The organism is Lysobacter sp. HA35, assembly GCF_054061195.1.
This window is the reverse complement of sequence record NZ_JBSSDY010000001.1, coordinates 1,265,935-1,288,495: the sequence shown is the minus strand read 5'-3', so window position 1 is coordinate 1,288,495 and position 22,561 is coordinate 1,265,935. Positions and strand designations below refer to the sequence as shown.

The following is a 22,561-nucleotide window of genomic DNA, read 5'->3' as shown; positions in this document are numbered from 1 at the left end:
CGGACTGCACCCCGTGTCCTCCCCCAACGCGAACGACGTCACACTTTCCGGCTCCGAGCCGCGCGCCTACGAGCCCGGCTCCGTCGAGTCGTCCGCGCAGTCGTTCTGGGACCGGACCCGCGCCTTCGAGGTCGCCGAGACCTCGGACAAGCCCAAGTACTACTGCCTGTCGATGCTGCCGTACCCGTCGGGCGCGCTGCATATGGGCCACGTGCGCAACTACACGATCGGCGACGTCATCAGCCGCTACAAGCGCATGACCGGCCACAACGTGATGCAGCCGATGGGCTGGGACGCCTTCGGCCTGCCGGCCGAGAACGCGGCGATCAAGAACAACACCGCGCCGGCGAAGTGGACCTACGCCAACATCGAGCACATGCGCGCGCAGCTTCGGCAGATGGGCTATGCGATCGACTGGTCGCGCGAGTTCGCCACCTGCCGCCCGGACTATTACGTCCACGAGCAGCGCATGTTCGTGCGGCTGATGAAGCAGGGCCTGGCGTACCGCAAGAACTCGGTCGTGAACTGGGACCCGGTCGACCAGACCGTGCTCGCCAACGAGCAGGTGATCGACGGCCGCGGCTGGCGCACCGGCGCGGTGGTGGAGAAGCGCGAGATCCCGCAGTGGTTCCTCAAGATCACCGATTACGCGCAGGAACTGCTCGACGGCCTCGACATGCTTCCGGGCTGGCCGGACGCGGTCAAGACCATGCAGCGCAACTGGATCGGTCGCTCCGAAGGCCTGGAAATCCGCTTCGACGTGCGTGATGCGCACGGCGCGGCGGTCGAACCGCTGACCGTGTTCACCACGCGCCCGGACACCCTGATGGGCGTGACGTTTGTTTCCATCGCGGCGGAACATCCGCTCGCGATGCAGGCCGCCGAGTCGAATGGTGACCTCGCCGCGTTCATCGCCGAACTCCGACGCGGCGGCGTCTCCGAAGCTGAGCTCGAAACGCAGGAAAAGCGCGGCATGGATACCGGCCTGCGGGCCGTGCATCCGCTGAGCGGCGAAGAGCTGCCGGTGTTCGTCGCCAACTTCGTGTTGATGAACTACGGCACCGGGGCCGTGATGGGCGTGCCCGGCCACGACGAGCGCGACTGGGCGTTCGCCAAGGCCTACGACCTGCCGATCCGCATGGTCATCGCGCCGACCGAAGTGCGTGATGCGATCTTCGAAGCCGCCAAGCACCTCGTCCGCCACGACGATCCCATGACCGTCGCGCTCGGCGAATCCGGCGCCACCGATCCGTACGAAACGCGCGCGGCGGTGGAAGTCGTCGACGCGTTCGAGCGCGGCATCCTCGATTCCGGCGCGTGGACCGAGAAGGGCTGGATCGTCAATTCCGACGACCTCGATGGCATGGAGTACTCGGAAGCGTTTGAATACCTCGCGAAGCGTCTCGAAGCCGAAGGCCGCGGGCGTCGTCGCGTCAATTTCCGTCTGCGCGACTGGGGCGTAAGCCGCCAGCGTTACTGGGGCTGCCCGATTCCCGTCATCTACTGCAGCTCCTGCGGTGCGGTGCCGGTGCCGGAAGATCAGTTGCCGGTGGTGCTGCCGGAGGACGTCGAGTTCAGCGGCGTCGCATCGCCGATCAAGTCCGATCCCGAGTGGCGCAAGACGACGTGCCCGAACTGCGGCGCGGGCGCCGAGCGCGAGACGGATACCTTCGACACCTTCATGGAGTCGAGCTGGTACTACGCGCGTTACACGTCGCCGGGCGCCGAAACGCAGGTCGACGAACGCGCGAAGTACTGGCTGCCGGTCGACCACTACATCGGCGGCATCGAGCACGCGATCCTGCACCTGCTGTATTTCCGGTTCTATCATCGCCTGCTGCGCGATGCCGGCCTCGTCAACGGCGATGAGCCGGCGACGAACCTGCTCACGCAGGGCATGGTCATCGCCGACACGTTCTATCGCGAGCTCGACAACGGCGGGAAGGACTGGATCAATCCGGCCGACGTCGAGATCGATCGCGACGAGCGCGGCAAGATCATCGGCGCGCACAGCAAGGTCGACGGCGGGCGCGTGCAGATCGGCGGCACCGAGAAGATGTCGAAATCGAAGAACAACGGCGTCGATCCGCAGATCATGGTCGGCAAGTACGGTGCCGACACGGTGCGCCTGTTCTCGATGTTCGCCGCGCCGCCCGAGCAGTCGCTGGAATGGAACGAAGCCGGCGTCGAAGGCATGGCGCGTTTCCTGCGCCGTTTCTGGCGCGAGGTGATCACGCACGTGTCGCAGCCGGACCATCCGGAAGTCGACGCGTCGCAGCTCAACGCCGCGCAGAAGACGTTGCGCCGCCAGCTGCACGAGACCATCCAGAAGGTGGGTGACGACTACGGTCGTCGCCATGCGTTCAACACGGCGATCGCGTCGCTGATGGAGCTGCTCAACGCGGTGTCGAAGTTCGACGACATGAGCGACCAGGGCCGCGCCGTGCGCCACGAAGCGCTGCAGACGATGGTGCTGCTGCTCAACCCGGTGACGCCGCATGTTTGCCACGCGCTGTGGCAGGCGCTCGGTCATCCCGAAACGCTGCTCGAGGACGTGCCGTTCCCGCAGGCCGACCCGTCGGCCCTGGTGCGCGACGCGGTGACGCTCGCGGTGCAGGTCAACGGCAAGCTGCGCGGCACGATCGAGGCGGCGGTGAATGCGCCGCGCGAAGCGGTGGAAGCCGCGGCGCTCGCCGAGCCGGGCGTCGCGAAATTCCTCGAAGGCCAGACGGTGCGCAAGGTCATCGTCGTGCCGGGGAAGATCGTCAACATCGTCGCCGGCTGATCGCGCGCGTCCACGTGCACGCCACGTGGACGCGCGACCTGCCGCTATTGCCGCCCGCCGCCGCCTCGTCCAGACTCCCCGCATGATCCGACGCCTCGTGTCCGCCGTCCTTGTCCTCGCCCTGACGGGCTGCGGTTTCCATCTGCGTGAACGCGTCGCGATTCCGGCCGAACTGAGCCCGCTTCGGGTGGTGTCGGCCGATCGATACAGCCCGCTGGCGGAATCAATCGCGCAGTCGATCGAGCGCGCCGGCCTCACCGTCGTTCGCGAAGGCGGCGACGGCGCGATTCTCGACATCCTCGCCGAGCAGTGGGGCGATACGCCGATCAGCGTCGACGCACTCGGTCGCTCGCAGGAATTCAGCCTGCGCTACGCGGTGATCTTCGAGTTGCGCGACTCGGGCGGAAACGTCGTCGTGCCGCGCCAGACGATCGAACTCGCACGCGACTATGTGTCCAACCCGACCAATGCGATCGGCTCCGAAGGCGAGCGCGAGACGCTGGCGAAGGAGCTGCGTCGCGAGATGGCGTTCTCGATGCTCCGCCGCATCGAGGCGGTGCTGAAGCTCGGCGTGCCGGTCAAGTCGCTGCAGCCGGTGCCCGCACCGACCGTGACGCCGAACCCGGCGGACCAGACCGGCGCCAGCTCCGGCGGCTGATCTCCGAAAACGTGGATCTTTCGCCCGAACAGCTGGTCGCACAGCTCGAGTCCGGGCCGCTCAAGCCGGCCTACCTGATCGCGGGCGCCGAACCGCTTCTCGTCCTCGAAGCCGCCGATGCCGTGCGCGCCGCAGCGCGTCGCGATGGCATCGCCGAGCGTGAAGTCTTCGAGGCCGGCGCCGGCCAGCGCGAGCCCGACTGGGACGGCATGTCCGCGTCGTTCAACGCGCCCAGCCTGTTCGCGTCGCGGCGCCTGATCGAACTACGCCTGCCAACCGGCAAACCAGGCAAGGAAGGCGCGAAGGTCATCACCGAGTTCTGCGCGACGCCCCCTGCGGACGTCGTGCTGTTGGTAACGTGCGAAGACTGGAGCCGCAGCCACGGCGGCGATTGGAGCCAGGCGATCGACCGCGTCGGTCGCGTCGCCGTTGCGTGGCCGGTGAAGCTGCACGAGTTGCCGGGCTGGATCGACCGCCGCCTCCGGGCGCGTGGTTTTTCGCCGGATCGAGACGCGGTGCAGCATCTGGCCGAGCGCGTCGAGGGCAACCTGCTCGCCGCGGCGCAGGAGATCGAGAAACTCGCGCTGCTGTTTCGCGACGCGCCCGACGCGCCGCGCGGTGGTCGACCACTGACGCTCGAGACGCTGCAGTCGCTGGTCGCCGACGCGTCTCGCTACGACGTGTTCCGATTGATCGATGCCGCCATGAACGGCCAGCCGGCGCAGGTCATTCGCGTGCTCGCCGGGCTGCGTGCGGAAGGCGACGCGGTGCCGGCATTGCTCGGCATGATCGTGATGGAACTGCAGCGCGGCGCCGCGCTTGCGCAGCTCAACGCCAAGGGCGGCAACCTCGTCGCCGCGTTCAAGGCGCAGCGCGTGTGGGACGCGAAACAGCCGATGTATCGACGTGCGCTGCAGCGGCATTCGCCCGCGGCATGGGAAGCGATGCTGGTGCAGGCGGGGCTGGTCGATCGCATCGCAAAGGGCCGCGCGCCCGGCGACGCATGGGTTGCGCTCGAACGCCTGATGGTCGCGCTGTCCGAGCGCGGCGCCACACGCCTGCTGGCCGCCGGGTGACGATGCGCGCCTGGGTCGGCTACGGCGGCACCTTCGACCCGATCCACCGTGGCCACGTCGCCGTCGCATGCGCGGTTCGCGATGCACTGGGCGTCGAGGTACAGCTGGTTCCCGCTGCTGATCCACCGCACAAAAACGCGACGCACGCGGACGCCGCGCATCGTTCGCGCATGGTCGAGCTCGCCGCGGCGGGCGAACTCGGCTTGCGTATCGACCGGCGCGAGCTCTCGCGCGACACGCCGTCCTACAGCATCGACACGCTGCAGGAAGTGCGCGCGGAAACGGGCGACGCGACGCCCATCGTCTGGGTCATCGGCGCCGATTCGCTTGCCCAACTGCATGGCTGGCATCGATGGCGCGAGCTGTTCGACGTGGCGCACATCCTCGCGGCGGGGCGGCCCGGTTTTTCGCTGGATCCCACGGGTTTCGCGGGTATCGACGCGGCACTCGCGCAGATGATCGAAGCGCGCCTGCGGCCGCTTCCAGCATTGCTCGACGCGCCAAGCGGCGCCCTGGCGCTGCTGCCGATGGATCCGCCGCGCACCGAATCGTCGACCGATATCCGCGCACGAGTTGCCAGCGGCGACGCGACATGGCGCACGCAGGTTCCGCCGCCCGTCGCCGCGTACATCGACCGTCACCGGCTGTATGCACCGGCACTTCCAGCCTAGTCCCTATACTTGTTCCACACCGACCCGGAGCCGCGCCACTTGAGTACCGAAGCCCACGTCATCAAGACCCGCCTGCCGAACCCGCCACCGTCGGTGGATGACCTGCTCCGCACCGTGCGCGATGCGGTCGAAGAGTTGAAGGCACGCGACGTGGTCGAGATCGACGTCCGCGGCAAGAGCTCGGTCACTGACTACATGGTGGTCGCGTCCGGCACGTCGACGCGCCACGTCAAGTCGATCGCCGACGAAGTGGTGAAGTTCTCCAAGCAGCGACTCGACGTCATGCCGCTGGGCGTGGAAGGCGAGCGCGAGGCCGAGTGGGTGCTGGTCGATCTCGGCGACGTCATCGTGCACGTCATGCTGCCGCGCGTTCGCGAGTTCTACGCGCTCGAACGCCTGTGGACGGTCGGCGACGAGCCGCCGGATCGCATGGACGATCTCGCGCACGGCCATCTCGGCGGCAAGTCGATTCCGGACGAAGAACCGCTGAGCTTCGAAGACGACGCGGACGAGTTCGACGTCGAGCGTCGACCTAACCCGTCGCTCTGACGAAATACCGATGAAGGCGCGCCTGATCGCCGTCGGCGAGCGCGCGCCCGGCTGGGTCGCCGAAGGTTTCGCCGAATACCGCAAGCGCCTTTCGCATTCGCTGCCGTTCGATCTCGTCGAGGTCGAGCCCGGCATGCGGGGCAAGGGCCGCGACGCCGCACGTGCGCAGTCCGACGAGGGTGCGCGCGTGATGGCCGCGATCCCGCGCAATGCGTGGGTGGTGACGCTTGACGGCGGCGGTCGCGGCTACAGCTCCGAGCAACTCGCGCAGCGACTCGAGCGTTGGCGCGGGCAGGGGCGTGATCTCGCATTCCTGATCGGCGGGCCGGAAGGTCATCCGCCGGAGGTGCTGCAGCGCGCGGACGAGTCGTGGTCGCTGGGGCCGCTGACGCTGCCGCACATGATCGTGCGACTGGTGGTGGCCGAGCAGCTCTATCGCGCCGCCGCGCTGCTCGCGAACCATCCATACCACCGCGCGTGACGCGCGAAACCCGCACCCCGCGAACGGGATGCGGGTTCGTCGATCGCGTCAGTCGAGGTGGAATTCGACCGGCACCATGCCGATCGCCTGCACCGCGTGCCCGTCGCGCATCGCCGGGCGGAACGTCCAGCTCGACAGCACTGCGCGCCGTGCCGCGAGATCCAGCGCACGCGAACCGCTGCTGCGCGCGATCTTGACCTCGATCGGCTTGCCGTCGACGTCGACCAGCACCTCCAGCATCACCGTGCCCTGTTCCTGCGCACGTAGCGAAGATGATGGATACGCGGGTGCCGGGTTGGTCGCGTATTCCAGATGCGCACCGGCGAGAGGTTTGCCGTCGTCCGCGGGTGTAGCGATGCCGCTGTCGGCAAACGTGTGCTGGTCGGACGTAACCGGCGGAACGACGGTATCGCCGGGTTGCGGGTCGTCGAGCGCTAGCGGCGGCGGGTCGACGACATGCGTGGGCTGACGGATTGTCGGTGCCGGCGTACTTACCGCGACGCGGATTGGCGGGTGCTCGATCGGAGGCGGAGGCGGGGGCGGCGTCTGCTTCTTCGTGATGTAGTCGACGATGATGTTGTCAGGCGCGATGTCGCGAACGACCGGCGACATCGGCGCCAGCAACAACAACAGAACCAGTCCATTGACGGCGATCGCACCGCTGATCGATGCGATGCGGGTGGGATCGAGCTGGACGCGGGGTGCTTGGATCGTCTGCATGGCCGGCTCCTCGGTGGTCGGTGCCGATACAAACGAGCCTGCGGATGCAGTGGGGTTGAGTCCGATAGAAAAATTTTCTCGCGCCTGTCGGGCGGGCCAGCAGCGGCGTCTTCTGCACGCGGAAAGCGCGCACGGACTGGGACGTGTCGCGACCCGCGATCCCATCCCGCGTCTCCACCGCGGACAAAGAAAAAGCCCGCACAAGGCGGGCTTCTTCGTCGCAAAACAGTCGCGTTATTCCGACGCCGGCTTCGGGTCGTCGCCCTGCGGACGGTTCAAGCCGCCGGCTTCGGGGTTGGGCACCTTGCCGGTGCGCGGGTCGCGCGCGTCGGCCTTGTCGCGCGGCTGGTTCTCCGCATAGCCCGGGTTCGCACCCGGACGCGGGTCGGAGACGGCGGCGGTATCGCGGCCGCGCGGGATGTCGGGCGTCGTCATGGTCATTTTCCGAGTTCGAACACGACGTTGAGGTTGACCGAAAGCACGTTCTCGCCAGGCGAAATCGGCGTGGATTCGTCGCGCGCCATCTTGGCCATGGCCATCATCGGCATCGGGCGCGGAATGCTCGCGCCGCCGCTCTCGTCGATGCTCACGATGCGGCGCACGCGCATGCCCAGCGTCTTCGCGTACATCTCGGCGCGCTGCTGCGCCTTGCCGAGCGCGTCGCGGCGCGCTTCGTCGTACACCGGATCCTTCTGGTCGATGTCGAAGGTCGGGCCGTTGATCTGGTTCGCACCTGTCGCGACCAGCGCGTCGAGGATCTTGCCGAGCTTGGCGATGTCACGAACCACGACGTTGACGTTGTTCGTCGCCTGGTAGCCGGTGATCGCGGGCGGCTGGTTCTCGGCGTAGCGGTATTGCGGATTGAGGTTGACGCCGGCGGTCTGCACGTCGCGATCGGCAACGCCCGCGGCGCGAATTGCTGCGACGACCTTCGCCATGCGATCGGCGTTTTCGCGCAGTGCGCTGTTCGCGTCCGCCGCTTGCGTGACGACGCCAGCGGAAACGGTCGCGATGTCGGGCGCGCGTCGCGCTTCGGCCTGCGCGGCGACGGAGAGCAGCGTGCTGTCGGACGCCACCATCGGCACGGAGACGGGCGCGGTCTGCGCATCGACAGTCATGGCTAGGCTCCCGAAGGCAAGCGCGGCGGCGAGGGCGAGGGGACGGACGAGCGGACGAATCGAGGACATGGGAACTCCGGTTGGGGGCAGGGTCGGTACGTTGGAGTGAACGGCCGGTGAGCCGTCGCGGGGTCGCGACACGATGCCGAAGGTTCAGGATCGCCGTTACAGGCGGCGGGTTATTCTTCGAGCGATGCTCTATCTCGCCTCCAAATCCCCGCGCCGTCGCGAGCTTCTCGGCCGCCTCGGCATCGATCCACGTGTACTCGACATCGACATCCCGGAAGTCCGCCAGCCGGGAGAGGGTGCGTTCGATTATGTGCGACGCGTATCGCGCGAAAAGGCCGGCGCGGGCCTGCTGACCGTCGCCAGCGTGCCCGGTGCACTGGTGCTCGCGGCCGACACCGAAGTCGTGCTCGACGACGACGTCTTCGGCAAGCCCGTCGATGCCGATGATGCGGTGCACATGCTGACGCGACTGTCTGGACGCACGCATCAGGTCATCAGCGTGGTATGGATCATCTCCGCAGACCGCGAAGCGCAGGCGATCAGTGTGTCCGACGTCACGTTCGCAGCGCTCACGCCCGCACAGCTCGACGGTTACATCGCCTGCGGCGAATGGGCGGGCAAGGCCGGCGCGTACGCAATCCAGGGTCGCGCGGAAGCGTTCGTCACCCGTCTCGACGGCAGCTATTCGGGCGTAATGGGGTTGCCGGTGCACGAAACATCGAAACTGCTCGCCGAGTTCGGCATCGACGCATTCGCAGGTGCGGCGGCATGACCGAGGAGATCCTGGTCAACGTCACGCCGCGCGAAACGCGCGTGGCCGTCGTCGAGAACGGCATGCTGCAGGAGTTGCACATCGAGCGCGGTTGGCGACGCGGCGTCGTCGGCAATGTCTACAAGGGACGCGTGCAGCGGATCATGCCGGGCATGCAGGCCGCCTTCATCGACATCGGCCTCGAACGTGCCGCATTCCTGCACGCAGGCGACATCATCAAGCCGGCACCGATGACCGAGGCCAACGGCGACGACACGCCGCTGCCACCTCCGCCGCAACCTACGCGGCCGATCACCGAACTCCTGCGCGACGGTCAGGACATCATCGTGCAGGTGGTGAAGGACCCGATCGGCAGCAAGGGCGCGCGCCTGACGACGCAGCTCAGCATTCCGTCGCGCTATCTCGTGCTGCTGCCGCGCACGCGCGTGGTGGGCGTGTCGGCGCGCATCGAGGACGAAGTCGAACGCGCGCGGCTCAAGCACATCGTGTCGTCGCAGTCGCCCGCCGGTGCACAGCACGGTTACATCGTGCGTACGAATGCGGAAGGCCAGCCGGACGAAGCGATCGCTGAGGACATCGCGTACCTCGGCCGCGTGTGGGCGCTGATCGAGGAGAGCTCGGCGTCGTCGAAGGTGGGCGAGCGCGTGTACGAAGACCTGTCGCTGCCGATGCGTGCGGTGCGCGATCTGCTGCGTCGCGACGTCGAGAAAGTAAAGGTCGACTCGCGCGAAACCTGCGACCGGCTGAAAGCCTTCGCCGCGCAATACATGCCGGGTCTCAATGAGAAGATCGAGCATTACGCGGGTGCCCGGCCGATCTTCGACATGTACGGCGTCGAGGACGAGATCCAGCGCGCGCTGGAAAAGCAGGTGCCGCTGAAATCGGGCGGTTACCTCGTCATCGACCAGACCGAAGCGATGACGACGGTGGACGTGAACACGGGTTCATTCCTCGGTCAGCGCAATCTCGAGGAAACGGTGTACCGCACCAATCTCGAGGCCGCCCAGTCGGTCGCCCGTCAGCTTCGCCTGCGCAATCTAGGCGGCATCATCATCATCGACTTCATCGACATGACGGATGCCGAGCACAAGCGGCAGGTGCTCCGTCAGCTCGAGAAGGCGCTCGCCCGCGACCACGCCAAGACGACCGTGTACGACTTCTCCCCGCTGGGTCTCGTCGAGATGACCCGCAAGCGCACGACCGAGAGCCTGCAGCGGCAGCTGTCGGAGCCGTGCCATGAATGCAGCGGGCGGGGTTCGCTCAAGACACCGGAAACCGTGACCTACGAAATCTTTCGCGACGTGGTGCGCCAGGTGCGTCAGTTCGATGCGCAGCGGCTGCTGGTGATCGCGTCGCCGAAAGTCGTCGCGCGCATTACCGACGAAGAGTCGGCGGCCGTCGCGGAGCTGGAGGAATTCCTCGGCAAGTCGATCCGCTTCCAGTCCGATGAGCAGTACTCGCAGGAGCAGTTCGATGTCGTTCTGCTCTGACGCCGGCGTCATCGCGTCGCGAGCGGCGTGATCCTTCGCCACGCCAAGCGGGCGCACGTCGGCCTCGGCTACGTGGCGGCGATCGCGGTGCTCGGCTTCGCGCTGCTGCTCGGTGTCGTCAGCCTCGCGCTGCCGGTGCTCGCCGGGCACCCCGCGCAGGTCAAGGCGTGGCTGGAACATCGCACCAAGCGGCCGGTGTCGTTCACGGGCCTGCAGACGCACTGGACGCGCGTCGGCCCGCTGATCGAACTGCAGGGCCTGCGCATCGGCGAAGGCGATGGGGCGGTCGCGGTCGGTGACGCGGAGCTTCTCGCGTCGGTCTATCTCGGTCTTCTACCCGGCCATGCGTTCACCGAACTTCGCCTGCGCGGACTCGACCTCACGCTCGAGCGCGCAGCGGACGGAACGTGGGACGTGCGCGGCCTGCCGGGCCAGAAGGACAAGCGCAATGCCGATCCCTTCGGCGCGCTGGATCGACTCGGCGAACTGCATGTCGTCGACGGACGCCTCGCGATCGTGGCGCCGGCATACGGCATCGATACCGCGATTCCGCGCGCCGACCTGAGACTTCGTGTCGACGGTTCGCGCGTGCGTGCTGGCGTGCGCGCGTGGATGCATGCCGGCGGTGCACCCATCGACGGCGTGCTCGATTTCGATCGTCAGTCGGGCGATGGCCGCGCCTATGTCGGCGCCGATCATGTCGACCTGCGCGACTGGGCGCCGGTGCTGCATGCGGGTGGGGTGCATGTCGCCGGCGGCGCTGGCAGCGCGCGTGCATGGGCTGAACTGCGCGACGAACGTGTGGTGCAGGTCACGGGTGAGGGCAAGTTGTCGGGCGTCGCGCTCGAAGGCGCGCAACTCGACGGCACCGTGCCGCGCGTGGTCTTCGATCATGTCGATGCGCTCGGCGTCTGGCGCATCAAGTCAGGCAAGTGGAACGTGACGCTGCCGACCCTGCGCGTGCAGCAGGGGCCTTCGGGCCAGGTGCTTGATGGACTCGCGCTTGCGGGTGGTGGTCGCTTCGAGCTCGCTGCACGCCGCGTCGACGTCGCGCCGCTGCTTCAGGCCGCGGCCTTGACCGATCGTCTCCCGGAAGCGACGCGTCGTTGGATCCGTGCGGCGACGCCGGCCGGGCTTGTCGATGACGTGCACGTGCACAGCGCGAGCGGCCGCACCGACGTCGATGCGACGCTCGCATCCGTCGGTTTCCAACGCGCCGGCACCGCGCCCGGGCTGCAGGGCATCGGCGGTCACCTCAGCGGCGACATCGACGGCGTGCAACTCGACTTCGATCCGGCCAGCGCGATCCGCTTCATGTGGCCGCAGGCGTTCGGGCCGGATCACGTGGTGCATCTCGTCGGCCGCGCCGCAGTCTGGCGCGACGGCCCCGGCTGGCGCGTCGGCACGCGTGCGCTGCACATCGCCGGTCAGGGCTACTCGGCCGACGTGCGCGGCGGCCTGCTGTGGCAGGGCGACGGCACGCGTCCCTTCATCGACATCGCGGCCGACATCGGCACCACGCAGGTGCCCGTCGCCAAGCGCTTCTGGGTGCGCAACATGATGGCGCCGAAGGTCGTGCAGTGGCTCGATGCCGCGCTGGTTGGCGGTCGCGTCGAACAGGGTCGCGCGGTGGTGGTCGGCGATCTCGACGACTGGCCGTTCCGTCATCACGAAGGCAGCTTCGAAGCGCGCGGCCGCGTAGTCGCCGCGACGGTGAAGTTCCAGCCGGACTGGCCCGCCGCCGAAGACGTCAATGCCGACGTGATGTTCGACGGCACCGGTTTCGACATCGCAGGCAGTGGGCGCATCGGTCGCGTCGCGTTGCCAACACTCAATGCGTCCATCGACGATTACTCGCACGGCGCGCTCACCGTCGAAGCGCGCGGCGCAACGGAAACATCGCAGCTGCTCGACGTGGTGCGCGCGAGCGGGCTACGCAAGTTGCAACCGGAGACGATCGACGCATTGTCGGCGAGCGGCGCCGCAGTCGTCGACTTCGGCTTGACGATGCCGCTCGGTCGCCCCGAGCCGATGTCGATCAAGGGCACCGTCGATCTCGACGGCGCGACACTCGCCGATCGCCGCTGGGACCTGCGCTTCGACGACGTGCACGGCCGCGCAAACTACGACCTGCGCGGCTTCACCGCGACCGACCTGGTCGTGCGCCACGACGGGCAAACCCGGCGCGCTGTCATTGCGCGCGGGCGATGGCCACGTACGTGCACCGGCGAATGCATTCGAAGGCGACGTCGCCGCGAACTTCGATATCGACGAGCTGCTCAAGCGCGCCTCCGACATGGAATGGCTGGCGCCGTACGTTGCGGGGCGTTCCGCCTGGACCGTCGGCGTCGTCGTGCCGAAGGACATCGCCAAGCCCGGCGGCAGCGCGCGCCTGCAACTGCGCAGCAACCTGGCCGGCACGTCACTCGATCTGCCCGCGCCGCTGCACAAGCCGGCGTTGCAATCGCTCGCGACGTTCGTCGACACGCCGCTGCCATTGGGCAGTGGCGAAGTGAAAGTAAGCCTCGGCTCGCTGGCCGGCGTGCGCGCACGCACCGTTGGTGGTCGTACTGGCGTGCGCGTGGTACTCGGCAGCGGCACGGTCGACGATGCAGCGCCTGCGTCCGGCATTGTCGCGACCGGTCGCGCCGCACAGCTCGATGCGCTCGACTGGATCGCGTTCGCGCGCGGCGGCGGAAGCGGTTCGGGCGGCGGCCTGTCGCTGCAGCGCATCGACGTCACGACGCCGCGGCTCGCCATGCTCGGCGGCGTGTTCGGCGAAACGCATCTGCAGGTGCAGCCGATCGCGGGCGGTGCACTGTCGGTGCGTGCGGACGGCGCGACGCTCGCGGGCGGAGTGACCGTTCCCGACGGCCCCGGCGCGATTACCGGTCGCTTCGGCCGTGTGTACTGGCGCCCGATTCCGGCGTCGGCCAATGCGGTCGCGGCGACCTCGGCCGCCGCGCGCGTCGCACCGATGACGCCTACCGCACGCCGCGCCGCGCCTGTCCGCGCACCAGTCGCGTCGACGAACAGCATCGATCCAACCAAGGTTCCTCCGTTGTCGATCGATGTCGACGACCTGCGCATCGGCAGCGTCGCGCTCGGCACCGCGCGACTGCGCTCGCACGCCACCGCGGCCGGCATGCAACTGGATCAATTCACCGCGCGCAGCCGCAGCCAGCGCATCGATGCGAGTGGCGACTGGCTCGGCCGTGGCAACGCGACGCGCACGCATATCGCCGCTGTCGTATCCAGCGACGATTTCGGCGCGCTGCTGGATGGCTTCGGCCTCGGCGGTCGCGTCGGCGGCGGCAAGGGCGATGCGCATTTCGACGCGGGTTGGAGCGGCGCACCATCCGACTTCACGCTCGGCAACCTGCAAGGCACGCTCGCGGTCAACGTGCGCAACGGCCGGCTGCTCGAGGTCGAGCCCGGTGCGGGTCGCGTGCTCGGGCTGTTGAGCCTCGCGGAACTGCCGCGTCGACTCACGCTCGACTTCCGCGACTTCTTCAACAAGGGTTTCAGCTTCAACCAGATCGGCGGCAACGTACGCTTCGGCGACGGCCTCGCGCGCAGCGACGACTTCGGCATCAAGGGGCCGGCCGCCGACATCCGCATCCGCGGCGCCGCGAACATGCGCGCGCAGACGTTCGACCAGACCATCGAAGTGCATCCGAAATCCGCGAACCTGCTCACGGCGGTCGGTGCACTCGCCGGCGGCCCGGTCGGCGCAGCGATCGGCGCTGCCGCGGGTGCGGTGATGCAGAAGCCTCTCGGCCAGCTCGGCGCGAAGACGTATCGCGTCACTGGTCCGTGGGCCGACCCGAAGGTCGAAGTGATGACGCGCGACCAGACGCGCGCGATGGCACTCGTGCCACCAGCCGGTTGAGGCCGATCACATCGGCCCGCATATAGTCCGGACGTGCCGCGCGCGGCTGCGTCCTTCTTCAATGGAACTCCGATGACGACTTCGCTTTCGACCGCCGAATCCCGCCTTCTCGTGCCCGCAGGCCTCGACGTCGCGTCGCTGGATCGCGCGCTCGGTGCGTTGATCGGGCCCGGCATCGATTTCGGCGACCTGTATTTCCAGCACGCGCGTCGCGAGAGCTGGACGGTGGAGGACGGCATCGTCAAGGACGGCGCGCATTCGATCGAGCAGGGCGTTGGCGTGCGCGCGATCAGCGGCGAGAAGACCGGCTTTGCGTATTCGGACGAGATCGATGCGAAGGCGTTGCTCGAAGCATCGACGTCGGCACGTGCGATCGCGAAGGGCACGGTCGCCGGCGAGATGAAATCGAAGGATCGCCCGCTCGTGCGCGGCAGCGGTCGCGAGCTGTACGCGGCGTTCGATCCGATCGATGCCCTGGGGAACGAGGAAAAAGTCGAATCGCTGCGTCGCCTCGACCGCCTGCTGCGCGCCGCGGACCCGCGGGTGAAGCAGGTGACGGTGAGCCTTTCGGGAGGCGTCGACACAGTGCTCGTCGCACGCAGCGACGGTGTGCTCGCAGCGGATGTGCGTCCGCTGGTGCGACTCAACGTGCAGGTCATCGTCGAACACAACGGTCGTCGCGAGCAGGGCTATGCCGGCGGCGGCGGTCGTTTTGGCTATGCCGAATTGCTGGGTGGCGATCGCCCGGAGCACCTCGCGCGCGAGGCGCTGCGACAGGCGCTGGTGAATCTCGATGCGGTCGACGCACCGGCAGGCGTAATGCCGGTGGTGCTCGGGAGCGGCTGGCCGGGCGTGCTGCTGCACGAAGCCGTCGGTCACGGCCTGGAAGGCGACTTCAACCGCAAGGGCACGTCGACGTATGCGGGCCGAATCGGACAGCGCGTCGCGTCGCCGGGCGTCACCATCGTCGACGACGGCACGCTGCCGGGTCGTCGCGGTTCGCTCAACATCGACGACGAAGGCACGCCGACCAATTGCACCACGCTGATCGAAGACGGCGTGCTCGTCGGCTACATGCAGGACACGCTCAACGCGCGCCTGATGGGAATGGCGCCGACCGGCAACGGCCGTCGCGAATCGTTCGCGCACTTGGTCATGCCGCGCATGACGAATACCTACATGCTCGCCGGCCCGCATGATCCGCAGGAGATGATCCGCTCGGTCAAGCGCGGCCTGTACGCGGTGAATTTCGGCGGCGGCCAGGTCGATATCACGTCGGGCAAGTACGTGTTCTCGGCGACCGAGGCGTACATGATCGAGGACGGCAAGGTCACCGCGCCGGTGAAGGGCGCGATGTTGATCGGCAACGGCCCGGAGACGATGCAGAAGGTGCGCATGATCGGCAACGATCTCGCGCTGGACGAAGGCGTCGGCGTGTGCGGCAAGGACGGGCAGAGCGTGCCGGTCGGCGTCGGCCAGCCGTCGCTGTTGATCGACGGGCTGACGGTCGGCGGGACGAAGGCCTGAGCCTTCGTTCGCGTTATTCGTCGGTGTCGTCGGCGTCCGCTTCGTCGCCCGTGTCGTCCGTCGTGCCCAGCAGCACGCTGCGCAGCTCGCGGAAGAGCTCGCGGAATGCGCGCGGCGGCTTGTTGCGGTTGCGTTCGTCGAGCGCATTGCGCACCAGCTGGCGCAGGCGCTGGCGGTCGGCGTCCGGATGCAGGTCGAGCAGTTCGGCGAGTGCGGCGTCACCGCCTTCCAGCAGTTTCGCGCGCCATGCTTCCACGCGATGCATCGCCGCGGCTTCCGCACGCGCGGTGTCGCTCTTCTCGTCCAGCGCATCGCGCATGGCTTGCATCTCGTCGTCGTCGAGCTTGCGCATCTGCTTGGCGAGGAAGGCGAGCTGCCGCTTGCGCGCGATGTTCGCGGTGATGCGACGCGTATCCATGATGTGCGGAATGATCGATTCCGGCACCGGCACGCGCGCGAGCTGCGCGTCGGTCAGGTCGGCCAGCGTCTCCGCCAGTTCGAGCACGCCCAATGCTTCGCGGCGCTGCTCGCTGCGGGAGGGGCTGCGGAATTCACCGGTTTCTTCGTCGCGACCGCGCATCGTCATAATCCTGCGCGACGACTGCCGCCACGCGTTGAGCCGTCCGCCGAGGCGCGGACATGAGAACGGAAGGATAAGACATTGAACGCGACGACCACTTCGCCGGCCCTCCAGGACGACAGCATCGAGCGCCTCGACGCGCTGTCGGGCCTCTCGCAGCGACTGCTCGACCTGGCCCGCAGCCGCGGCGTGACGCAGGCCGAGGTCAGCTGCTCGGAAGAGGCGGGCCTGAGCGTCAACGTGCGCATGGGCGAGGTCGAGACGGTCGAATCCACGCGCGATCGCGGCATCGCGGTCACCGTGTACTTCGGCCAGCGCAAGGGCAGCGCGAGTACCGCTGACCTGCGCGAAGAAAGCCTGATCGCGACGGTCGAGCAGGCCTGCGCGATCGCGAAATACACGGAGGACGACGTGGCCGCCGGGTTGGCCGATGCGGATCTGATGGCGCGTGACACGCCGGAGTTCGATTCCTGGCATCCGTGGGCGATCGATGCGGATCGCGCGATCGACCTCGCGCTCGCCTGCGAACAGGCGGGCCGCGAGTCGGACATGCGCGTGGAGAATTCCGACGGTGCGTCGCTCAGCAGTGGACGCAGCCTGTCGGTGTACGCGAACAGCCACGGCTTCATCGGACGCGAGCGCGGCACGCAGCATTCGCTGGGGTGCGCGCTGATCGCCGGGCGCGGTGATGCGATGCAGCGCGACGGTTGGTACACGTTCGGGCTTGCGTCGGAAGATCTCGAGTCACCGACTTCCGTGGGGCGACGTGCCGCGGAACGCGCGGTGGGTCGACTGTCGCCGCGCCAGTTGCGCACAGGCGAATATCCAGTTGTATTCGCTGCGGAAATGGCGCGATCCCTTGTCGGCCATCTCCTCGGCGCGGTCTCAGGCGGCGCGCTGTATCGCGGCGCGAGCTTCCTCATCGACAGCCAGGGCACGCAGCTGTTTCCGGAGTGGTTCTCGATCGTCGAGCGTCCGTTCCTGCAGCGCGGTCTGCGCTCGTCGGCGTTCGATGCGGAGGGCGTTGCTACGCGCGAATCGGCGCTCGTCGAAAACGGTGTGCTCCAGCGTTACGTGCTCGGCAGCTATTCGGCGCGCAAGCTCGGGCTGCAGACGACGGCGAACGCGGGCGGCGTACACAACCTCGACGTCAAGGCGAATGCCGGTGATCTCCAATCCGTGCTCGCGGGCATGGGCAACGGCCTGTTGGTCACTGAGCTGATGGGGCAGGGCGCGAACACCACGACCGGCGATTACTCGCGCGGTGCGGCAGGCTTCTGGGTGCAGGACGGCCGCATCGACTATCCGGTCGACGGCATCACCGTCGCCGGCAACCTGCGCGAGATGTTCCAGCGAATCGAAGCGGTCGGCACCGACATCGACCCGCGCTCGCACATCCGCATGGGCTCGGTGATGGTGTCGCGCATGACCGTTGCGGGCGAGTCGATCGACGGCGGTTGACGCGGCTTTCACGCGGGGCGAGAGTGGCGGCTGTCGACCGTTTTCCGCAGGAGCACGCAATGAGCGACGTCAACGATATTCCCGAAGGCACCGGCGAAACGCCGCCGCCGTATTCGCAGCCTTCGCCCCCGCCTCATGTGGCAAGCACCGTGAACACCAGCGGCATCAGCGCTGAAGAACGCCAGTGGGCGATGTTTGCGCACCTCGCTGCGCTCGCTGGCGGCATCGTGACTGCAGGCTGGGCCGCGAGCCTGGGCTGCGTGCTCGGCCCGCTCGTCATCTGGATGATGAAGAAGGAAGCGATGCCCTTCGTCGACGACCAGGGCAAGGAAGCGCTCAACTTCAACATCACCGTCGGCATCATGTTCCTGGCGCTGTGGATCCTGACGTTCATGACGCTGGGCATCGGCATCCTGCTGACCGGCCCGCTGATGCTGATCGTCGGCCTCGCGTGGCTCGTCGTCACGATCATGGCGGCGATCAAGGCAAACGAAGGCGTCGCCTACCGTTATCCGTTCGCGTTGCGCCTCGTGAAGTAATCCGCGCGTATCACGTGATGCAAGGAAGCCCGGCGGCGACGTCGGGCTTCTTCTTTGGCGATCAGTGTGCGCGTTGGATCGCGAACGCTGCGAGGTCGTGCAAAGCGGACGCGCGTTCCCCGAAGGGTTCCAGCGCGTCGGTCATCGTCTGCTGCAGGTGCGCGAGCTTGGCCTTCGATGCATCGAGTCCGATCAGCGCGGGAAACGTCGCCTTGTCCTGAGCGAGATCCTTGCCGGCGGTTTTTCCGAGCTGGGCGGTGTCGGCTTCGACGTCGAGGATGTCGTCGCGGACCTGAAACGCGAGGCCCAGAGCATCGGCGAACGTGTCGAGCCGCGCGCGGGCCTGAGCGTCGGCATGACCGCAGATCGCGCCCGTGCGCACCGCCGCGCGGATGAGTGCGCCCGTCTTCATCGCATGCAGGCGTTCAAGTGCGGTGACGTCGACGTCCGCGCTGCGTCCGGTCGCGTCGAGGTCGAGCGCCTGGCCGCCGCACATGCCGATGGCACCCGAGGCGCGTGCGAGTTCGCGCACGAGGTCGATGGCAACGTCCGACGGTGCGTTAGTGAGAACATCGAACGCGAGCGATTGCAGTGCATCGCCTGCGAGCACAGCGGCCGCTTCGTCGAACGCGACATGCACGGTCGGTTGGCCGCGACGCAGCGCGTCGTCGTCCATCGATGGCAGGTCGTCGTGCACCAGCGAGTACGCGTGGATGAGTTCGACGGCGACAGCGGGCGCGAGTGCCGCGGATTCATCGGCCTCGAACAGCGCGCCGGTCGCCAGCACCAGCAGGGGACGCATGCGCTTGCCGCCGAGCAGCACGGCATGGCGCATCGCGGCTACGAGCCGCGGCGGTGCGTCGGGCAGGTCGAGCGCCTGTTCCAGCGCGGCGTCGATGCGGCCGCGCCAGGCGTCCAGGCGGCTGTCAGGCATCGGGCGCGGATGCGTCCGGATAGGGCTGGGCGGTCGACGGATCCTGCGGATCGGTCAGCAGGCGCACGCGCATCTCGGCCTCTTCCAGTGCCGTCTGGCAGCGGCGGTACAGGCCGACGCCCTCCTCGTAGGCGGCGAGCGACTCGTCGAGCGACAGGTCGCCTTTCTCCATCCGTTCGACGAGTTGCTCCAGCGAATCGAGGGAGCGCTCGAAGTCGGCGACGGGGGAGGGCTGGGGCTGCTCGATGGCTTCTTTGCGCGGCATGGTCGAAGTGTGGCGGCGGTCGCGGTGCAGGGTCAATGCGACGGAAGTCTTGCCGCAGCCGCGTGGCGTGCGGGTGAGGCGTCACGCGGGCAGGGTCCAGACGATTCGGGCGCCGTGCGTCTCGAGCAGCGCGGCCAGCGTCGCGCTGACGACTCGGTCGCCCGCGGCCAGCACCTCATCGCCCGCGACGAGCAGCGGCAGGTGTTCGCGGATCCACGGCGGGATTCCGGACGCGAGCAGGACATCTTTGAGCTCGTGGCGATGGTCGCGACCGGGCAGGCGGATGCGTTCGCCGCCGTGGCGTGCGCGTACGCGCGTGCCAGTAGGAAGCGGCAACGCAGGCGCGAGGACGAGCTCGCCGCCGTTGGGAAGCGACAGCGGTTTCATTCCATCCCACGCCACGTCGAACGTCGCGTCGATTGGCGCAATCGCGCGCGACGCGTGCAGACGGTCGCGCCACACGCGCACCGTCGCGCCGTGCCAGTCGAAGCGCGCCTGTGCATCCGCACGTGCTTCGAGCAACTCGTCCGTAATTCGTTCGATGCCATTCGCCGGTAGCGGCGGCAGCTCGTGTGACACGATCCAGCGACGCAGCACACGCGCTCGCCGGGCAGGATCGAGCGCGATCAACGCGCTGCGCGAAAGATCGGCATCGTTTTCAATCGTGCAGCGCGCCAGCGCGGCAGCGTCGTCGTCGTCCAGAAGATTCGAGGTTTCCGCCGCAAGCCGCGCGGCGGTCGCGAACGCATCGTCGACCCCCGGCCAACGTTCGCGCAGCAACGGCATCACGCGCAGACGCAGGAAATTGCGATCGAAACCATGGTCGACATTGCTCGGATCCTCGATCCACCGAAGGCCATTTGCGATCGCGTATGCGCGTAAATCCGTGCGCGCGACGCCGAGCCAAGGGCGCCACACCACGCCTCGCGCAAGCGCGCGCAGTGGCGCCATCGCGGCGAGGCCGTCGATGCTGGATGCGCGCAGCGCACGCAACAGGAATGTTTCGGCCTGGTCGTCGCGATGGTGGGCGAGAGCAAGGTGTTCGCCGTCGCGCAGGCTATTCGCGAACGCGGCGTAACGCGCATCGCGGGCGGCGCCTTCGCGGCCGAGCGTCGAACTGGTGACGTCGACATGCACCACGTCGATCGGCACGTCGAGGCGCGCGCACTCGGCGATGCAGTGCGTCGCCCACGCATCCGCATCGGCCTGCAGGCCGTGGTGGACATGCAGCGCACGCAGTCCACGCTCGCGTTGCCGTGCATCGGAAGCGAGCGCATGCAGCAGCGCCGTCGAGTCGAGGCCGCCACTCAAGCCGACGCACACCGGGGCGTCGACGGCGGGGGCGAACATGGGCGGCGCGACGGTCATTGGCGAAATGCTGCCACGTGCAGGCCCGGAAACGACGAAGCCCGCATCGCTGCGGGCTCCGGCGTTCCCATGGGCGGGAGAAACTCAGAACTTGTAGACGACCTTGACCGAGCTATCGACCGCGCCGTCGGCGATGTAACCGATGGCGCCGGGGTTGGCCGACACCTTCGCCTTGACCGCGGCGTCGCCTTCGGCTTCCGCCGGCGCGCGCGCCTTACCGGTGAACACGAGGCGCGACCAGTACGACGACAGGTCCGCCGCGGACTTGCCGAGAACCGTGCGATCGAAATCGGCGCGGGTGGCGCCGCCCTTCTGGTAGACGACCAGCGCCTGCGCGCCGCCGATGGTGTCCTGGCGGCCGAGGAAAGCGCGCTTGACCGCTTCGGCGTCCATCGTCGTCGCCTTGCTCGACGCGGAAACGACGACCGAACCCGCGTTGGCCTGGAAAGCACAGGCGAGCGCGAGCACCGCAAAAGTGAAACGAATCGACTTCATCGTGGATGGCCTCAGAACGTGAACGCGAGAGCGGTCGAGACCAGGTTCGCGTCCTTGGTGCCCGGGATGTCGCTGCGCAGGCGCGTGTAGTCGCCCTTGAGCGCGAGCTTCGGCGTCAGGTCCCAGCGCACGCCGACGGTGCGGTACGACTCGTCGAGCGACTGGCTGACGCTCGCGGCGTACAGCGCTGGGTACAGCGGGCTGTTCACCGGCACGCCCGCGGTGACCTGCTCGCTACGACCCGCGTCGCGACGGCCGATGGTGAAGTTCGGCATGACCGGGCCAATACGATAGCCGAGCGTGGCGTACCAGTCGGTGCGGTTGGTGCCGGCGTACACGGTGTCGTCGACATCGAGCTTCGCGTACTCGCCGACGGCGAGCCAGTTGCCCTTGTCGACCTTCGCGCCGACGCTCTTGAACGTGCCGCGGTCATGGTTGTAGTCGACGCGTGCGGCGAGCGCCTGCTGGCCGAAAGCGTTGAGCGCGTTGGTCACCTGATCGAGCGCGGTGCCGGTCACGGTGACGTTGCCCACGATGTAGGCCGCGCGGAACGACAGCCACTCGTCGTATTCCATGTCCCAGCTCGCGCCGCGCAGCTTGTCCAGGCGCGCATGGACGCCGGAGTCGTGGCCGTCGATCTCACCCTTGAAACGGCCGCCGATCACCTGCGCCTGCGAGTACCACTTGCCGACGTACGCGTCGTGCGAAAGGCTCACGCCTTCGAAGTTCGACCAGGGCTGGTTGTACATCGCGAACGGCGGACGCACCCACGGGTACGCCGCGCCGACCTGCAGGAAGTCGGAATAGCGGTACAGCGGAAGGCGCTGACGACCGATCGATGCGGAGAACCCGCCGCCGAGCTTGGCCTTCACGAACGCCCACGCGAGCTGCGGGTGGAAATCGTTGTAGCCGTCCGAGACGACCTGCGCGGTCGCGGTGGCGCGGCTGCCGAGGTCGGCGTCGACCTGCACGGCAACGAGCGATTCCTTGAAACCGATGTCGGTGTCGTAGTCGCGGTCGGGGAACGCCTGGTTTTCACCGGTTAGCTTGCCGGCAACGATCTGGCCGAACCCGCTGACACGGACCTCGGCGTGGACGGCGGGCGCGACGAGAACGGTCGCGACGGCCAAAGACAGCAGTTTCTTCACAAATGTCTCCGTGACAGGAAGGG

Annotated in this window: 20 protein-coding genes and 2 pseudogenes; 13 read left to right on the top strand and 9 right to left on the bottom strand. The window is 67.8% G+C overall.

What is annotated here, in order from left to right:
• Positions 1-13 precede the first annotated feature (13 nt).
• The 6 genes and pseudogenes from leuS to rlmH all read left to right on the top strand — a co-directional run bounded on the left by leuS (position 14) and on the right by rlmH (position 6,220).
• A complete protein-coding gene (gene leuS / locus ACVWZN_RS06280) occupies positions 14-2,785 on the top strand; it encodes a leucine--tRNA ligase (RefSeq protein ID WP_456953066.1) in 2,772 nt (923 codons plus the stop codon).
• Positions 2,786-2,867: 82 nt separating this feature from the next.
• Complete coding sequence (locus ACVWZN_RS06275; RefSeq protein WP_456953065.1) at positions 2,868-3,443, top strand: LPS-assembly lipoprotein LptE; 576 nt, start codon at positions 2,868-2,870, stop codon at positions 3,441-3,443.
• A gap of 11 nt (positions 3,444-3,454) precedes the next feature.
• Positions 3,455-4,519: a DNA polymerase III subunit delta gene (holA, locus tag ACVWZN_RS06270; RefSeq protein WP_456953064.1), complete on the top strand. Its 1,065-nt coding sequence runs from the start codon at positions 3,455-3,457 to the stop codon at positions 4,517-4,519.
• A 2-nt stretch (positions 4,520-4,521) separates the two neighbouring features.
• Positions 4,522-5,190 carry a nicotinate-nucleotide adenylyltransferase gene (gene nadD, locus ACVWZN_RS06265; protein ID WP_456953063.1) on the top strand — a complete coding sequence of 223 codons (669 nt, stop codon included), beginning with the start codon at positions 4,522-4,524 and terminating at the stop codon, positions 5,188-5,190.
• Positions 5,191-5,229: 39 nt separating this feature from the next.
• Positions 5,230-5,628: pseudogene (gene rsfS / locus ACVWZN_RS06260) on the top strand (ribosome silencing factor); the annotation flags it as partial.
• A gap of 121 nt (positions 5,629-5,749) precedes the next feature.
• A complete protein-coding gene (gene rlmH, locus ACVWZN_RS06255; protein WP_456953062.1) occupies positions 5,750-6,220 on the top strand; it encodes a 23S rRNA (pseudouridine(1915)-N(3))-methyltransferase RlmH in 471 nt (156 codons plus the stop codon).
• A gap of 48 nt (positions 6,221-6,268) precedes the next feature.
• Here the strand turns inward: rlmH and ACVWZN_RS06250 are convergent, their stop codons facing one another.
• From ACVWZN_RS06250 to ACVWZN_RS06240, 3 genes are all read right to left on the bottom strand, one after another.
• Positions 6,269-6,940: an energy transducer TonB gene (locus tag ACVWZN_RS06250; protein WP_456953061.1), complete on the bottom strand. Its 672-nt coding sequence runs from the start codon at positions 6,938-6,940 to the stop codon at positions 6,269-6,271.
• A gap of 234 nt (positions 6,941-7,174) precedes the next feature.
• Positions 7,175-7,375: a hypothetical protein gene (locus tag ACVWZN_RS06245; protein WP_155914363.1), complete on the bottom strand. Its 201-nt coding sequence runs from the start codon at positions 7,373-7,375 to the stop codon at positions 7,175-7,177.
• 2 nt (positions 7,376-7,377) lie between these two features.
• Positions 7,378-8,118, bottom strand: a complete 741-nt coding sequence (locus ACVWZN_RS06240; protein ID WP_456954727.1) for an SIMPL domain-containing protein — start codon at positions 8,116-8,118, stop codon at positions 7,378-7,380.
• Between the two features lie 133 nt (positions 8,119-8,251).
• On the opposite strand from ACVWZN_RS06240, the gene ACVWZN_RS06235 reads away from it, so the two are divergent.
• The 5 genes and pseudogenes from ACVWZN_RS06235 to tldD all read left to right on the top strand — a co-directional run bounded on the left by ACVWZN_RS06235 (position 8,252) and on the right by tldD (position 15,748).
• Positions 8,252-8,839 carry a Maf family nucleotide pyrophosphatase gene (locus ACVWZN_RS06235; protein WP_027083519.1) on the top strand — a complete coding sequence of 196 codons (588 nt, stop codon included), beginning with the start codon at positions 8,252-8,254 and terminating at the stop codon, positions 8,837-8,839.
• Complete coding sequence (rng, locus tag ACVWZN_RS06230; protein ID WP_456953060.1) at positions 8,836-10,329, top strand: ribonuclease G; 1,494 nt, start codon at positions 8,836-8,838, stop codon at positions 10,327-10,329. The genes ACVWZN_RS06235 and rng overlap by 4 nt, the downstream gene beginning before the upstream one ends.
• Positions 10,330-10,356: 27 nt before the next feature.
• Positions 10,357-12,447: pseudogene (locus ACVWZN_RS06225) on the top strand (YhdP family phospholipid transporter); the annotation flags it as partial.
• A gap of 76 nt (positions 12,448-12,523) precedes the next feature.
• Positions 12,524-14,221, top strand: a complete 1,698-nt coding sequence (locus ACVWZN_RS06220; protein WP_456953059.1) for a YhdP family phospholipid transporter — start codon at positions 12,524-12,526, stop codon at positions 14,219-14,221.
• A gap of 72 nt (positions 14,222-14,293) precedes the next feature.
• Positions 14,294-15,748 (top strand): metalloprotease TldD, encoded by a 1,455-nt coding sequence (tldD, locus tag ACVWZN_RS06215; RefSeq protein ID WP_456953058.1) that lies wholly within the window; start codon positions 14,294-14,296, stop codon positions 15,746-15,748.
• Positions 15,749-15,761: 13 nt separating this feature from the next.
• On the opposite strand, the gene yjgA is transcribed toward tldD, so the two are convergent.
• Complete coding sequence (gene yjgA, locus ACVWZN_RS06210; RefSeq protein WP_456953057.1) at positions 15,762-16,328, bottom strand: ribosome biogenesis factor YjgA; 567 nt, start codon at positions 16,326-16,328, stop codon at positions 15,762-15,764.
• Positions 16,329-16,409: 81 nt separating this feature from the next.
• On the opposite strand from yjgA, the gene pmbA reads away from it, so the two are divergent.
• Complete coding sequence (gene pmbA / locus ACVWZN_RS06205) at positions 16,410-17,789, top strand: metalloprotease PmbA (protein ID WP_456953056.1); 1,380 nt, start codon at positions 16,410-16,412, stop codon at positions 17,787-17,789.
• 59 nt (positions 17,790-17,848) lie between these two features.
• Positions 17,849-18,328: a DUF4870 domain-containing protein gene (locus ACVWZN_RS06200; RefSeq protein ID WP_456953055.1), complete on the top strand. Its 480-nt coding sequence runs from the start codon at positions 17,849-17,851 to the stop codon at positions 18,326-18,328.
• 61 nt (positions 18,329-18,389) lie between these two features.
• On the opposite strand, the gene ACVWZN_RS06195 is transcribed toward ACVWZN_RS06200, so the two are convergent.
• From ACVWZN_RS06195 to ACVWZN_RS06175, 5 genes are all read right to left on the bottom strand, one after another.
• A complete protein-coding gene (locus tag ACVWZN_RS06195; protein ID WP_456953054.1) occupies positions 18,390-19,262 on the bottom strand; it encodes a polyprenyl synthetase family protein in 873 nt (290 codons plus the stop codon).
• On the bottom strand, positions 19,255-19,527 hold the full coding sequence (locus tag ACVWZN_RS06190; protein WP_456954726.1) for an exodeoxyribonuclease VII small subunit: 273 nt from the start codon (positions 19,525-19,527) through the stop codon (positions 19,255-19,257). The genes ACVWZN_RS06195 and ACVWZN_RS06190 overlap by 8 nt, the downstream gene beginning before the upstream one ends.
• A gap of 81 nt (positions 19,528-19,608) precedes the next feature.
• Positions 19,609-20,895, bottom strand: coding sequence for a tRNA lysidine(34) synthetase TilS (tilS, locus tag ACVWZN_RS06185; protein WP_456953053.1), 1,287 nt, complete (start codon positions 20,893-20,895; stop codon positions 19,609-19,611).
• Positions 20,896-20,979: 84 nt separating this feature from the next.
• Positions 20,980-21,390 (bottom strand): hypothetical protein, encoded by a 411-nt coding sequence (locus ACVWZN_RS06180; protein ID WP_027083528.1) that lies wholly within the window; start codon positions 21,388-21,390, stop codon positions 20,980-20,982.
• Positions 21,391-21,401: 11 nt separating this feature from the next.
• A complete protein-coding gene (locus tag ACVWZN_RS06175) occupies positions 21,402-22,538 on the bottom strand; it encodes a hypothetical protein (protein WP_456953052.1) in 1,137 nt (378 codons plus the stop codon).
• Between the last annotated feature and the right edge of the window lie 23 nt (positions 22,539-22,561).

What these genes read in the sequence shown, in the direction of transcription:
- rlmH (WP_456953062.1), top strand. Translation starts at nt 5,750, where the DNA reads ATGAAGGCGCGCCTGATCGCCGTCGGCGAGCGCGCGCCCGGCTGGGTC.
- ACVWZN_RS06195 (WP_456953054.1), bottom strand. Translation starts at nt 19,262, where the DNA reads ATGCCTGACAGCCGCCTGGACGCCTGGCGCGGCCGCATCGACGCCGCG.
- yjgA (WP_456953057.1), bottom strand. Translation starts at nt 16,328, where the DNA reads ATGCGCGGTCGCGACGAAGAAACCGGTGAATTCCGCAGCCCCTCCCGC.
- ACVWZN_RS06275 (WP_456953065.1), top strand. Translation starts at nt 2,868, where the DNA reads ATGATCCGACGCCTCGTGTCCGCCGTCCTTGTCCTCGCCCTGACGGGC.
- ACVWZN_RS06200 (WP_456953055.1), top strand. Translation starts at nt 17,849, where the DNA reads ATGAGCGACGTCAACGATATTCCCGAAGGCACCGGCGAAACGCCGCCG.
- tldD (WP_456953058.1), top strand. Translation starts at nt 14,294, where the DNA reads ATGACGACTTCGCTTTCGACCGCCGAATCCCGCCTTCTCGTGCCCGCA.
- ACVWZN_RS06190 (WP_456954726.1), bottom strand. Translation starts at nt 19,527, where the DNA reads ATGCCGCGCAAAGAAGCCATCGAGCAGCCCCAGCCCTCCCCCGTCGCC.
- nadD (WP_456953063.1), top strand. Translation starts at nt 4,522, where the DNA reads ATGCGCGCCTGGGTCGGCTACGGCGGCACCTTCGACCCGATCCACCGT.
- ACVWZN_RS06250 (WP_456953061.1), bottom strand. Translation starts at nt 6,940, where the DNA reads ATGCAGACGATCCAAGCACCCCGCGTCCAGCTCGATCCCACCCGCATC.
- rng (WP_456953060.1), top strand. Translation starts at nt 8,836, where the DNA reads ATGACCGAGGAGATCCTGGTCAACGTCACGCCGCGCGAAACGCGCGTG.
- ACVWZN_RS06245 (WP_155914363.1), bottom strand. Translation starts at nt 7,375, where the DNA reads ATGACGACGCCCGACATCCCGCGCGGCCGCGATACCGCCGCCGTCTCC.
- ACVWZN_RS06180 (WP_027083528.1), bottom strand. Translation starts at nt 21,390, where the DNA reads ATGAAGTCGATTCGTTTCACTTTTGCGGTGCTCGCGCTCGCCTGTGCT.
- tilS (WP_456953053.1), bottom strand. Translation starts at nt 20,895, where the DNA reads ATGACCGTCGCGCCGCCCATGTTCGCCCCCGCCGTCGACGCCCCGGTG.
- ACVWZN_RS06235 (WP_027083519.1), top strand. Translation starts at nt 8,252, where the DNA reads ATGCTCTATCTCGCCTCCAAATCCCCGCGCCGTCGCGAGCTTCTCGGC.